The 12,672-nt window shown below is 69.1% G+C and carries 15 protein-coding genes; 6 read left to right on the forward strand and 9 right to left on the reverse strand.

Annotated elements, in window-relative coordinates:
- Nucleotides 1–38: 38 nt before the first annotated feature.
- The 3 genes from nthA to GC106_RS02370 are packed head-to-tail and all read right to left on the reverse strand — an operon-like array spanning nucleotide 39 to nucleotide 1,163.
- On the reverse strand, nucleotides 39–629 hold the full coding sequence (gene nthA, locus GC106_RS02360; protein WP_173123794.1) for a nitrile hydratase subunit alpha: 591 nt from the start codon (nucleotides 627–629) through the stop codon (nucleotides 39–41).
- A complete protein-coding gene (locus GC106_RS02365; protein ID WP_173123796.1) occupies nucleotides 626–889 on the reverse strand; it encodes an SH3-like domain-containing protein in 264 nt (87 codons plus the stop codon). Before GC106_RS02365 ends, nthA begins: the two co-directional genes overlap by 4 nt.
- Nucleotides 870–1,163: an SH3-like domain-containing protein gene (locus GC106_RS02370; protein ID WP_173123798.1), complete on the reverse strand. Its 294-nt coding sequence runs from the start codon at nucleotides 1,161–1,163 to the stop codon at nucleotides 870–872. Before GC106_RS02370 ends, GC106_RS02365 begins: the two co-directional genes overlap by 20 nt.
- 67 nt (nucleotides 1,164–1,230) lie before the next feature.
- Here GC106_RS02370 and GC106_RS02375 point away from each other — a divergent pair, with 67 nt between their 5' ends.
- Nucleotides 1,231–1,416 (forward strand): hypothetical protein, encoded by a 186-nt coding sequence (locus tag GC106_RS02375; protein WP_173123800.1) that lies wholly within the window; start codon nucleotides 1,231–1,233, stop codon nucleotides 1,414–1,416.
- A gap of 19 nt (nucleotides 1,417–1,435) precedes the next feature.
- Entirely contained in the window at nucleotides 1,436–2,194 is a 759-nt protein-coding gene (locus GC106_RS02380) for a potassium channel family protein (RefSeq protein ID WP_312872362.1), read from the forward strand.
- On the opposite strand, the gene GC106_RS02385 is transcribed toward GC106_RS02380, so the two are convergent.
- Genes GC106_RS02385 through GC106_RS02395 form a run of 3 tightly spaced genes read right to left on the reverse strand, consistent with a single transcriptional unit; the run spans nucleotide 2,191 to nucleotide 6,997 of the window.
- Complete coding sequence (locus tag GC106_RS02385; protein ID WP_312872363.1) at nucleotides 2,191–3,996, reverse strand: RiPP maturation radical SAM C-methyltransferase; 1,806 nt, start codon at nucleotides 3,994–3,996, stop codon at nucleotides 2,191–2,193. The two genes, GC106_RS02380 and GC106_RS02385, sit on opposite strands and share 4 nt — an antisense overlap.
- A 2-nt stretch (nucleotides 3,997–3,998) precedes the next feature.
- Complete coding sequence (locus tag GC106_RS02390; RefSeq protein ID WP_173123802.1) at nucleotides 3,999–4,283, reverse strand: hypothetical protein; 285 nt, start codon at nucleotides 4,281–4,283, stop codon at nucleotides 3,999–4,001.
- 20 nt (nucleotides 4,284–4,303) lie between these two features.
- A complete protein-coding gene (locus GC106_RS02395) occupies nucleotides 4,304–6,997 on the reverse strand; it encodes an AfsR/SARP family transcriptional regulator (RefSeq protein WP_173123804.1) in 2,694 nt (897 codons plus the stop codon).
- 105 nt (nucleotides 6,998–7,102) lie between these two features.
- On the opposite strand from GC106_RS02395, the gene GC106_RS02400 reads away from it, so the two are divergent.
- The gene (locus GC106_RS02400; RefSeq protein WP_173123806.1) at nucleotides 7,103–7,684 is read left to right on the forward strand and encodes an RNA polymerase sigma factor; all 582 of its coding nucleotides are present in this window, start codon (nucleotides 7,103–7,105) and stop codon (nucleotides 7,682–7,684) included.
- A gap of 18 nt (nucleotides 7,685–7,702) precedes the next feature.
- Here GC106_RS02400 and GC106_RS02405 read toward each other — a convergent pair whose 3' ends face one another.
- A complete protein-coding gene (locus tag GC106_RS02405; RefSeq protein ID WP_173123808.1) occupies nucleotides 7,703–8,080 on the reverse strand; it encodes a nuclear transport factor 2 family protein in 378 nt (125 codons plus the stop codon).
- A gap of 101 nt (nucleotides 8,081–8,181) precedes the next feature.
- Here GC106_RS02405 and GC106_RS02410 point away from each other — a divergent pair, with 101 nt between their 5' ends.
- Entirely contained in the window at nucleotides 8,182–8,958 is a 777-nt protein-coding gene (locus tag GC106_RS02410; RefSeq protein ID WP_173123810.1) for an FHA domain-containing protein, read from the forward strand.
- On the opposite strand, the gene GC106_RS02415 is transcribed toward GC106_RS02410, so the two are convergent.
- Nucleotides 8,929–9,822 (reverse strand): NAD(P)-dependent oxidoreductase, encoded by an 894-nt coding sequence (locus tag GC106_RS02415; protein ID WP_173123812.1) that lies wholly within the window; start codon nucleotides 9,820–9,822, stop codon nucleotides 8,929–8,931. The genes GC106_RS02410 and GC106_RS02415 overlap by 30 nt on opposite strands.
- 54 nt (nucleotides 9,823–9,876) lie before the next feature.
- Complete coding sequence (locus GC106_RS02420; protein ID WP_173123814.1) at nucleotides 9,877–11,055, reverse strand: MFS transporter; 1,179 nt, start codon at nucleotides 11,053–11,055, stop codon at nucleotides 9,877–9,879.
- An 83-nt stretch (nucleotides 11,056–11,138) separates the two neighbouring features.
- Between GC106_RS02420 and GC106_RS02425 the strand changes: the two genes are divergently transcribed.
- Nucleotides 11,139–11,459 carry an ArsR/SmtB family transcription factor gene (locus GC106_RS02425; RefSeq protein WP_217279928.1) on the forward strand — a complete coding sequence of 107 codons (321 nt, stop codon included), beginning with the start codon at nucleotides 11,139–11,141 and terminating at the stop codon, nucleotides 11,457–11,459.
- A gap of 10 nt (nucleotides 11,460–11,469) precedes the next feature.
- On the forward strand, nucleotides 11,470–12,672 hold the full coding sequence (locus GC106_RS02430; RefSeq protein ID WP_173123818.1) for an RNA polymerase sigma factor: 1,203 nt from the start codon (nucleotides 11,470–11,472) through the stop codon (nucleotides 12,670–12,672).

Here is a 12,672-nt window from a genome sequence, read left to right on the forward strand (position 1 = left end):
AACAGCCGCCCGTTGTCCACCATCCGGAGTAACAGGACCTAGACGGGCGCGGTGCCGATCAGGCCGTTGCGGGTGACCAGGGCGGCGAGTTGCTCCTCGGCCAGGTTCTCCGTCCCGGGTGGACGGTTGGGGACGACCAGGTAGCGGGTCTCCGCGTTGGCGTCCCACACCTTGATCTCGACCTCGGGCCGCAGCTCGAAGCCGAACTCACGGAGCACCTCCCTGGGCTCGCGGACCACTCGCGACCGGTAGCTCTCGCTCTTGTACCAGGTCGGCGACGGGCCGAGCAGCGCGAGCGGATAACACGAACACAGCGTGCACACGACCACGTTGTGCTCACGGTCGGTGTTGGCCACGACCTGGAGGTCCTGCACCTGAAGCCCGCCACGCATGGACAGGTCGAGCTCGGCGATCACGGCCGGGGCGTCGGCCAGCAGGCGGGCACCGAAATCCGGGTCCGTCCACGCCCTGGCGACTATGCGTGCGCCGTTGGCCGGTGACGCCCGGTTGAGGTACGCCGCCAGCGTCTCGTCGAGCGCGCCGGGGATGACCAGGCCGCGTTCCTCCAGCAGGCGCTCCAGGTGGCGGACTCTCGCCGCGATCGGCGCGTCCGAGTGGTCCCCGCTCACGGCCGCTCCAGGTAGCTCTGCCACATGCTGAGCGTCACCGAGTGGTCCCCCGTGCCGAACAGGTCCTGGGCCGCGAACCGGACCGCGTAGACCATCTCCTCCGGCGAGGAGATGCCCCGGATGACGTCGTCGGGCAGCCGGTGTGTGCCCTGGAACCGCACGACGGTGCCGACCACGCCGCGGGCGTACGCCGGCAGCCGCGTGTGGTGCGAGGGGTCGACGCTCTTCGCCCGGACCCGGTCACCCGTCGCGAAGGTCATCCAGCTCCTCCTCGGTGAAGACGCCCTTCTCGATCAGCAGTGCGCGGATCGCCAGGAACCAGCGCTGGTAGTAGGACGACGCGAGGTACTGACCGGGTGGCAGCCGCTCGACCGCGTCGCGGAACTCGTCGATCTGGTAGACGCCCTGCCGGACCAGCGTGCTGTTCAGCGCGAAGACGTGTGCCTCCCAGTCCGCGTGGAAGGGCGGCTCGTCCTGCTCGGCGACGATCTGGCCGAAGCCGTACATGCCCCCGACGTCGTTGATCCGGCTCATGATTTGATGTTAACTCTGGGAACAAGACCCTCACGTCATTTCCGGGCCGCTGGGGTAACCTCGATGAATGGCGACCAGATCACGGCTGCGCGAGGCACTGACCCTCACGGCGGTGCTCGGTTTCATTTACCTGGTCGCGATCTTCTTCGCGGCGACCGGCGGCCAGATCGACTACGTCTACGCCTGGATCACCGGGCCCGCCGCGATGGTGGTCGGTCTCGCCTTGATTCTGAGGTGCCGTCCCGGCCGGTGACGGCGGTTAAAGTGGCGCGGTGACCGAGCAGCGACTGTCCACCTGGGAAACACGGACGGAATGGCCGATGGCCGTGCTCGCGGCGGCCTTCCTTGTCGCCTATGCCTGGCAGGTACTGCACCTGAGCGCGCCCGCGTGGCTGCACCTCGCGCTGGAGATCGCGCTGTGGGTGATCTGGCTGGTCTTCGCCGCGGACTACGTGATCAGGCTGATGCTGGCGGAGCGGAAACTGCGCTTCGTCTGGCGGCACCTGTTCGATTTGCTGGCCGTCGCGCTGCCGATGGTCCGCCAACTGCGGGCGTTGCGTGTCGTCACCGTGCTCCGGGTGCTCAACCGCAAGGCTTCGACGGCCTTCCGCGGCCGGGTGGCGATTTATGTCGGGATAGTGACGCTGTTGGTGAGTTTCGCGGCGGCGATCGCGGTGCTGGATGCCGAACGCGGCAATCCGGATGCCGGAATCGACTCGTTCGGGAAAGCGCTGTGGTGGACGCTCACCACGATCTCCACGGTCGGCTACGGCGATGTTTATCCGACGACATGGGAAGGCAGGCTGGTGGCGGCCAGCCTGATGATCGGCGGGATCGCGCTGCTCGGTGTGATCACCGGAATGATCGCGTCGTGGTTCCTGGAACGCATCCAGCAAACCGAGGACACGGTGAACAAAACCGTGCGGGCCACCGTTCACCAGGAGACCGACGAACTGCACGTCGAACTGGTGACGCTGCGCGAGGAGGTCAGCAGGCTGCGCGAGCAGCTGGCGAACCAGAAACCTTCCTAACGGCCGCGGGTGGCCGGCAGTGCCAGCGCGAGGGCCAGTGACTCGTCCAGGAACATCAGCCCGCGCTCGGCGAACTGGGCGAACGCGTCCTCGATCGCCCTGACCGGCACGTCCGGGCCGAGTTTGTCCTGGACGGCCCGTGCGGTGGTGGGGCGATCACCGCATGCCAGGTAGATGCGGGCGAGCGTGTCGCGGAACGTGTACGTGCCTTCGCGGCCCTCGTGCCTGCCGTCGTAGATCCGCAGGTAGCCCGGGGAAGACCAATAGGTGAGCACGGGCCGGTGCCGCGACTCCCACAGTCCGGTCCACGCCGCCACTTCGCGAGCGAGGTCGGCGTAGGTCTCGTCCGGTAGCGCGTCCTCCATTTCGTAGTCGAAGAAGTACGCGATCCTGTCGAGGTCCACTGTCTTCGGGTACACGTACTGATAGCTGCGTTCCGGGGCACGGTGCCGCATCCGCATCCGCGTGTACATCGGGCTGAACCGCTCCAACCAGACGCGCGCGGCGCCTTCCGGCGGTTGCAGGTGGACCAGGTGCGGGATGACCGCGGCCTGCTGGGCGTAGTCCGCCGTGGTCTCGCCGGGGAATCCCCACAGGATGTTCCAGCCGACCTCGATTCCGTAGTACCTGGCCCAGCGCAGCAGGTTGACGTTCTGCGCGGCCCGCACGCCCTTGTCCATCAGCCGCAGCACGTGCGAGCTCAACGATTCCAGCCCTGGCTGAAGGCGGGTGACGCCGGCTTGGGCCAGCAGCTTCAGGTGGGCCCGGCTCAGGTTGGCCTTGACCTCGTAGAAGAACTCGTAGTCCGAGCCGTCCTCGACGACCGCCGGGAGGAGTTCCCTGACGTAGCGGGGATCCATGATGTTGTCGACGGCTTCGAACTGGAACGCGCCGTACCGCCGGGCCTGGCCGGCCAGCTCGGCGAGCACACGGTTCGGGGACTTAGCGCGGAATCGCATGGTGGTGCCGTTGAGGCCGCAGAAGGTGCAGTGGTGTTTGGCGCCCCACCAGCAACCGCGGGCCGATTCGATCGGCAGCCACACCACGTCGGGCAGCAGCCCGAGGTTCGCGGCCCGCTCGAAGTACTCGTCATAGTTCGGTACCGGCAGCTCGTCGAGTGCCTCGATCGGCGGTTCGGCGGGCGTCATCCCGTCGCGGCTCGCGACACCGGGAACGGTCAGGGGATTCGCGCCTTCCGACAACGCCTTCAGCAACCGGGGAAAGGCGGTGTCCCCTTCCCCGATCACGACGTAGTCCACGCACTCCACCGAGCGGGCGAACTCCAGCCCCATCTCGCCGTCGAAACCGGCCCCGCCGAAGACCGTCACGATGTCCGGACGGCGCTGTCTGATCCTGCGGGCCAACGCGAACGACGCGGTGTTCTGCTGGAACGTGCAACTGAACCCGACCACGTCCACATCGGACCAGTCGATCCCGTCGGCCAGGTCGTCGAGGAACGCCGGGACGTCCCGATCCCGGGTACGCAGCAGCCGGTCACGAACCGGACCGCCACCGGCCAGATAGGACAGTTCCGGCTCGAACTCCCCGGGCAGCAGGGCATCCGGGTCGGGCGCGTCGGCCCCGAACGCCTCCACCGAGAACAGCCAGTCCCCGATCATCCGGCCACGCATGTCCGCGAGCGCGCGGTAGTACTCGATCCCGATGCGCGCGGCGAAGTCCAGGTTCGCGTGCACCGTGCGCACCGGGAAACCGTTCGCCTCGCCGATCGCCCGGAGCAGTCCCAGTTGGATGGACGGGCGATCGACGTGCGTGAACGGCATCGAGAGCAGAACAGTCCGCACGGCTAGGGCTTGATGTAGCCGGGCTTGACGTGCATGTCGACGTGCTTGCCGAAGCACCGCCCGTCGACGGTCTCCTCGTCGTAGCTGAGACTCAGCGTGGTCTTGCCCGCCTTGAAGGCGGAGGAGAACTGGTCGGCGTACGCCCGGAAACCGTCCATGATCGCCGTCGTGGCGCCGTAGACCAGGCCGCAGAACAGGTCCCGTTCCTTCTCGGGCAGGCTCTCCGAGAACTTGTCGAGCTTGCGCAGCAGCGTGGTGAACTCCGCCACCGTGACTTCCTCTGGCATTTCCGTCCTCCCCTTGGTGTTCATCCCAGTCGTGCCCTGAGCTCCCCGGCTTCCGGCAGCCCGATCTGCTCGAACCGCTCAGCGGCGCGGTGCCATGCGACGTGCGCGGAACTGACGTCGCCCGCGTTGTGGTGCGCGTCGCCCAACGACGTCAGGGCGATCGCCTCGGAGTGCCGGTTGCCCAGTTCACGGTTCACGTCGACCGACGACTGGTGGCACACGATCGCGCGCTCGTGATCGCCGAGGCGGCTGTACGCCAGACCGAGACTGTCCCAGGTCTGCGCGGCGCCCACGTCGTCACCGAGCTTGAGTTGCAGGTCGATCGCCTTCTGACAGTAGTTGAGCGCGTCGACGTGCGCACCGAGCAGCGCGTGCAGGAACCCGACCGCGTTGAGCGCACGGCCTTCCCCGGGTTTGTGGCCCGCGGCCCGGAACACGTCAAGACAGCGCTGGGCGTACCTGAGCGCTTCGGTGTGCCGGTTCTCCCGTTCGAGCATCCAGCAGAAACATTGCAGGACAAGGCCTTCGCCGAGCCGGTCGCCGGCCTCGCGGTACAGTTCGAGCGCGGTCCGCAGCAGCTCGGCGCCTTCGCCGGATCGTCCGAACAGGACGTGACAGCAGCCGATGAAACACTGCGCGTAGGCCTCTTTGGCGGGATCGCCGAGGCGCCGGGCCGCTTCGAGCGCGGGCAGGAGCGAGCGGAGCTGTTCGTGCCGCAGCCCGCTGCGCGTGAAGTAACGCCGCAAGGTCCAGGCGAGCAGCCAGACCTCCTCGTCGAACCCGGTTGTCCGGGTGATGGCCGCCACCATCACCCGGTGTTCGGCATGGAACCACGCCAACGCCTTCGCCTTGTCGGACATGGGTTCGACGACCACTCCGGCGGGCAACCCCGGCAGTTCGGGTGGTGTCTCCCGGAACGGGTCGAGCAGGCCGTCGGCGAGGTTTCCACTGTGGACGTAATAGGCCAGCATCCGTTGTGTCGCGGCGAACCGGTCGTCATCGTCCTGGGCCAGTTCGGCCGCGTACGTCCGGAGCAGGTCGTGCAACCCGTACCGGCCAGGGCTCTCCTCCGCGACCAGGTGCGCGCCGGCCAGCTCCGCCAGCAACGGCCGCACCTTCGCGACCGGCAGGCCGGCCGTGCTGGCCGCCGCCCGGGTGGTCACGTCCGGCCCGGGGTGCAGGCCGAGCAGCCGGAACAACCGGGCTGCTTCGGGCGTGAGCTGAAGGTAGGACCACGAGAAGACGGCACGGGGATCGGTCGCCGGATCGGCGCCGGATAACTCGCCCAGGCCCGGCCGCAGTTCGTCGGCCAACGCGGCGAGGCTGAACTTCGGGTGGGTCGCGGCCCGGGCCGCGACCACGGCCAGCGCCAGCGGGAGCCGGGCGCACAGCCGGATGATCTCGTCGACCGCCTCCGGCTCGGCCGCCACCCGGGCCGGGCCGATCCGGCCGGCCAGCAGCTGTCGTGCCTCGGCGAGGGTGAGCAGGTCGAGCATCAGCGGATGGGCCCCCTCGGCGACCAGCCCGGCGAGCTGGTCCCGGCTGGTGACCAGGACCAGGCACTGCGAGGCTCCGGGCAGCAACGGCCGGACCTGATCGGCGTCCCTGGCGTTGTCCAGCACGATCAGCACACGCCGGTCCGCCAGCAGGCTGCGGTACAACCCGACCTGTGCCTCGAACCCGGCGGGCACCCGTTCGCGCGGCACGTGGAACGCGTCGACGAACGCGCGCACCGCCTCGGCCGGGGACACCGGTGTCCCGGTTGGATCGAACCCGCGCAGGTTGAGGTACAGCTGGCCGTCGGGGAAGTCCGCGCGCGCCCGATGCGCCCAGTGCACGGCCAGCGACGTCTTGCCGACGCCCGCGGTCCCCGAGATCACGACGATCCGGGCCTTCTCCAGTCGCCCCAGCTGTCCCAGGTACTCGGCCCGGCCGGCGAACCCGTACACGTCCGGGGGCAGCTGCGCGGGCGCCGAACTGGTCCTGCGTGGCGGCGCGGGTTCGCCCCGCAGGATCAGGCTGTGCAGCGCCCGCAGCTCCGGCCCCGGGTCGGTGCCCAGTTCGTCGGACAGTCGTTGCCGGATGGCGCTGTAGCGGTCGAGCGCCTCCGCACCCCGGCCCGCCGCGTGCAGGGCCCGCATCAGGACCCGCTCGAACTGCTCGGCCAACGGGTGTTCGGCGGCCAGGTCGAGGAAGACGTCGATCACCTTGGCCGGGCGGGCGAGCCGCAGCTCCACCTCACCCCACTGGACGATCGCGTCCAGCCGCCTGCGGGACCAGCGGTCACGGACCTGGTCGACCCACTCGCCCTGGATGCCCGCCAGAGGCGTGCCCTGCCAGAGCGCCAACGCCTCGGCCAGCGCGGTGGCCCGCTCGTCGTCCGGCAGGTCCTTGCTTCGCTCGACCAGCCGCCAGAACCGGTGCACGTCCACCGAATCCGGTGGCACGTCCAGCACGTAGCCCGCGGGCCTGCGCTCCAGCGTCGCGATTCCCTTGAGCAGCCGCCGGATCCGGCTGAGGTGCGAGTACAGGACGTTGCGCGCCTCGGCGGGCGGCGCGTGGTCCCAGACCCGGTCGATCAGTGCCTCGATCGGGACGGGTCTGCCCACGTCGACGAGCAGCGCGGCCAGCACGGCCTGCTGGCGTGGGGTTCCCACGTCGAGCGGCCGATCCGCGGTCCGCAGCTGAACCTCCCCGAACAGCCGGAACTCCATGTGACCCGATGCTGGTCGGTCCGCAAGGTTGCTGCAAGGTCCGCGAGCAGGGCGTCGCGAAATCGTGAATCCGCTTGCCGGCTTTGCTCCAACAGGGGGACGACGATGGCTCTTGCCGCTCTCGTGGACGACGCGGCTCGCGGTCGGGGCGAGGCGTGGACAACGCTGGTCCAGCGATATCGCCCGCTCGTGGCGGCGATCTGCCGCAACCTCGGCATCACCGGAGTGGACGCCGAGGACGTGGCCGGGACGCTGTGGCTGCGCCTGGTGGCGAACGTGACGTCGATCCGCGACCCGGAAGCCCTGCCGGGCTGGATCGTCACCACCACGCGCCGCGAATGCCTGCACCTGCTGCGCGACCGCGCCCGGCACGTCGCGCAGGAGACCGAGGACCTGCCCGACCCGGCCGGCCAGGGGCCGGACAGCAGGCTGCTGGTGGACGAACGCCTGGCCGCGCTGCGCGCGGCCATCGACGGACTGTCCGACCGTGACCGGCGCCTGCTCACGCTGCTGTTCGCCGACCCGCCGCTGCCCTATTCGGAGATCAGCGCGCGCCTGGGCATGCCAGTTGGCGCGATCGGCCCGACGAGGCAGCGCTGCCTGGCCAGGGTCCGCAGCAACCCCGCCATCGCGGCTCTGCTGGTCAACGAATGTCACGCCTCTCAGAGGCAGCACGAACCCGTTTGATACACCCCGTGACGGCCGCTACATCGGTTCAGTGAACGGCTTGCGCCACTCGGGGATCGGATCCGAGCCGGGCGCAGTCCAGTACTCGCGGCCTGCCACGATCCTGCCGTCCCGGACTGTCCATAACGACACCGCACGGAAGTCGCCCATGGTCTCGTGCGGCACGGCGCACTCGGACACCACCGAATCGTCCTGCTCGACCAGCCGCAACAGGTGGATCGACCAGCCTTCCGGATACTCGGAGTTGACGCGCAGGAAGTTCTCGCGGCCGACGATCCGCTCCCCGCTGACCGGCCACTCCACCACCACGTCGTCGGCGAGCAACGCACCCACCGCGGCCCAGTCCCGAGCCTGGATCCGGTCCCACAACCGCCGCACTGTCTCTCCTGACCGCATGACCGGATGATGGCAGGGGGCACCGACAGTTCCGGCGCGTTATGTTCGGGAGGGCTCCCAGCGGAAAGGGGTTAGCTGTGGTCATCGGAAGGAGCAAGCCAATGACCGACACGCTCGCGCCCGGGCACAGCAGCCTCGCCCTCGGTGTGCCCGCCGCGGCACCCGGCACGATCTACGCACTGGCGATCGCGGGCGGAATCGTGTTCGGACCGCGGGAGGGCCGCACGATCCTGTTCGGGCGCAACCGGCCGGAAGTGCACGTCTGCATCGGTGAGGACGACCGCCGGGTCAGCAGGCAACACGGTCTGCTCACCCACCAGGGCAGCCAGTGGTGGGTCCGCAACACCGGCAGGCTGCCGATCCGCCTGCCGAACTCGCGGTTGCTGTTCACCGACGAGGAACCGATCCCGCTGGTCGAGGGCTACACACCGTTGTTCGTGGGCGGATCGGGCGGGCGCGAGCACCTGCTGGAGCTGTACGTGACCGGTTCGGAGGCCCAGGCGCCGACGTCACGGCACCTCGATCCGACACATCCGCCGAGGACCTGGCGCCTGGACCCGACCGAGCGGCTGGCGCTGGTCGTGCTCGGGCAGCGTTACCTGTTGCACGAGGCCCGGCCGCAGCCGTTGTCGTGGACGCAGGCGGCGAACCAGCTCGCCCAGCTCGAACCGGACGCGAAGTGGACACCGAAGAAGGTCGAGCACCTGGTGGTCAAGGTGCGCACCCGGCTGTCCAGGGACGGCGTGGCCGGGCTGACCCGCGAGGAGATGGACGAGCCGGTCGGCAACTCGTTGAACCACAACCTGATCCGTGAGCTGTTGACCAGCACGACGCTGGTTCCGCCGGACCTACGCCTGCTCAACCAGCCCGACGACTGAACGCGCTTCGATCGCCTTGACCACCGCGGCCATGTCGGCGCCGGAGTACCCGAGCGCCGACGTCTCGCTGAACAACGCCTCGCAGACGTCCATCAGCGGCGCGGGAATGCCCGCCGCCCTGGCGGCGGCGGTGATCAGCCGGGTGTTCATCCACACGTCGTCGATCGCGGCCTGCACCTCGAAGTCCTCGGCCAGCAGCTTCGGCGCCTTGACGCGCAGGATCGGGCTGGACATCTGGCCACCGGCGAGCACGTCGGCGAAGGTGCGAAGGTCGAGGCCCAGCCGTTTGGCGAACTGGAACGACTCGGCCAGCCCGGTCACCGTGGCGATCAGGAAGATGTTGACCGACAGCTTCATCCGCAGGCCGTTCGGAACGGCACCGCAGTCGACCGTGTCCCGGCACATCGGCGCGATCACCTGCCGGACCACGGTCACGGCCTCCGGCTCACCGGCCACCATCGCGACCAGTTGACCGTTCTCCGCCGGGACACGCGATCCGGACACCGGCGCTTCGACGTAACTCCCGCCCGCGGCCACGATGTCCGCCTCAAGCCCCTGGGAGTACTCCGCATCGGTCGTTCCCATGTGGACGATGGTCTTCCCGGCGACGCGCCCGGCGAACTCCGGTGTGCCCCTCGTGAGGACCTCGTCGATCGCTTTTCCGTTGGCCAGCATGAGGATGACCAGGTCCGACCGGGCGAAGACCGTGGCCGCGTCGGGCGCCACCCCGGCACCGGGCAGGGCGGCGGCCTTGGCCGGGGTCCGGTTCCAGACCACGAGCGGAGTTCCGGCCTTCAGGAGGTTGAGTGCCATGGGGGTGCCCATGACGCCCAGCCCGATGAAACCCACAGCAGGTGTTCGCATTCCGCCAGTGTGGCACCGGCCCGCCGCCGATGTGGTCTGTGAACCGGGGGCCAATCAGTCGGCCAGCGCCAGTTCGGGTGCCGCCTTGCGGTCCGGCTTGGACGGACGCGAGGCCAGCACCAGCAACACGACGGCCACCGCGGCCACGATCGCCGCGATCGGCGGCAGTGCCGTCAGCCCGGCCGAGTTGATCACGACGCCACCGAAGACGCCGGACAGGCCGACACCGAGGTAGATCGCGGACGCGTTGAGCGACAACAACAAGCCGCTGTTCGCGGGGGACAGCTCGATCAGCCAGTTCTGGATCGGCGGGTTCACCGACCACGTGAACAGGCCCCACAGGAACAGCACCACACCGGCGGCCACGGCCGAGACCGCGGTCCACGGCAGCGTCGCCAGCAGCGCCACGAACACGCCGAAGATCACCAGCAACGGCTTCTGGCTGCCGAACCTGTCGGTCACCCGGCCGCCCAGGTTGTTGCCGATCGCCCCGCCGAGGCCGTAGACCAGCAGCAACACGCTCACAGTCACCCCGTGCACGCCGGCCGTCTCGCCGAGCAGCGGCGCGATGAACGTGAACACGCTGAACGCGGCCAGGCAGCCGAGCACGGTCATGCCGAGCACGTACTGGACGCGACGGTCAGCGGCGATGGCGAACCGGTCCCGCAGCCCGACAGGAGGCGGCGCGGCGACCGTCGGAATGCCCACCCACACCGCCACGGCACCCAGCAGAGACGCCAGCGTGACCAAGGCGAACACTCCTTGGTACCCGAGGCTGCCGCCGAGCAGGCTGCCCGCCGGTACGCCGATGATCAGGGCGAAGGTCAGTCCGCCGAACACGATCGCGACCGCCCTGCCCCGGCGTTCCGGCGGGTTCAGGATCGTGGCCACGGCCGTCGCGGCAGGCGTGAACACGGCCGCGCCGAGGGCGCTGACCACGCGGGACGCGAGCAGCAGTTCGTACGTCGGAGCGACCGCGGCGAGGGCGTTGCCCAGGGCACTGACCAGAAGTGCGACGGCCATCAGCCGACGCCGTTCCCAGCGTCCGGTGGCTGCGGCCAGCAGCGGTGAGGCGATCGCGTAGGCGATGGCGAAGGCGGTCACGAGCTGTCCGGCTGTCGCGGACGAGACGTTCAGGTCCCGGCTCACCGCGGGTAGCACGCCAGAAACGATGTATCCGCTCGTCCCGACGGCGAAGGCACCCGCGGCGAGCAGATAGGTGCGTGGCGACATGACTCTCCCAGTGGACGACTAGTTCGATGACTACCGTACTACGAGTTTCATCGAACTACGATAGTCATCGAACTTCCATTACCATGGACGTCATGACCGATTTGCCGCATCCAGCGCGCGACGAGATCCGCATCGAGGCGGTGCTGCACGCGCTCGCCGATCCGGTGCGGTTGCAGATGGTCCGGGTGCTCGCCCAACTCCCGGACGACGGGGGGATCGCGTGCGGTGCCATCGAGCTGCCGATCAGCAAGTCGACCAGGACGCACCACATCCGGACCCTGCGGGAAGCGGGCGTGGTGTGGGTACGCCCGGAAGGCACGGCGCGACTGACCACATTGCGCCGCGACGACCTCGACGCGCTCTACCCCGGCATGCTCGACGGCATCCTGAAGGCGCCGCGTTAGGTTTGCTCATGTGACCGGGATCGAGCGTGTCTTCACCGAGGAGTACGGGCGCGCGGTCGCGGTGCTCGTGCGCGTCTTCGGTGACATCGACATCGCCGAGGAGGCAGTGCAGGACGCGTTCGCCGAGGCAGTGAAGCGCTGGCCGCTGACAGGCACGCCACCGAGCCCGGCCGGGTGGATCATCACGACGGCCCGCAACCGGGCGATCGACCGGCTCCGCCGGGAAGCCAACCGCGCGGACAAGCACGCCCAGGCAGCACTGCTGCACGCACAGGACGAACCTGGGGATCAAAGCCCGGTCCAGGACGACCGGCTACGACTCATCTTCACGTGCTGCCACCCGGCACTGGCCACGGCCGCACAGGTCGCGCTCACCCTCAAACTGCTCGGCGGGCTGACCACGGCCGAGATCGCGCACGCGTTCCTGGTGCCCGAGACAACCATGGCGCAACGCCTCGTCCGGGCGAAAGGCAAGATCCGCGACGCCCGGATCCCGTACCGCGTGCCGTCCGGCGCCGACCTGCCCGAGCGGCTGAAATCCGTGCTCGCGGTCGTGTACCTGATCTTCAACGAGGGCTACACGGCCAGTTCCGGCGAGCGGCTCGTGCGCGAGGACCTGTGCGCCGAGGCGATCCGGCTCGGCCGTCTGCTCGTGGAACTCATGCCCGGCGAGCCGGAAGTCCACGGCCTGCTCGGCCTGATGCTGCTGATCGAGGCCCGCGGGCCGGCGAGGACCACGCCGGACGGCCGGCTGGTGCGGCTCGCCGACCAGGACCGATCGCTGTGGGACGCGGGCCTTCTGGCGGAAGGGCGCGCGATCGTCCGGGAATGCCTGCGCCGCGACGAACCCGGGCCGTACCAGATCCAGGCCGCGATCGCCGCCGTGCACAGCGAGGACCCGGCCGACTGGAAGCAGATCGTCCAGCTGTACGACCACTTGCTGACGTTCACTCCGACTACGGTCGTCGCGCTCAACCGTGCCGTCGCAGTGGCCGAAGTGGACGGACCAGCCACCGCCCTGGCCTTGGTGGACGAGCTCAAGCTCGGCAAGTTCCACCTGTTCCACGCGATCCGGGCGGACCTGCTGCGCAGGCTCGGCCGCCACGACGAGGCCGCGGCGGCGTACGAGTCGGCGATCGAACGCGCCGAGAACGCCTCGGAGCGTGACCATCTGCGGCGGGCGAAAGCGAGCCTGTCCGGATCGACAGGCTGA

Origin of the sequence: Kibdelosporangium persicum (assembly GCF_013280595.1) — a bacterium.
GTDB lineage: Bacteria > Actinomycetota > Actinomycetes > Mycobacteriales > Pseudonocardiaceae > Kibdelosporangium > Kibdelosporangium persicum.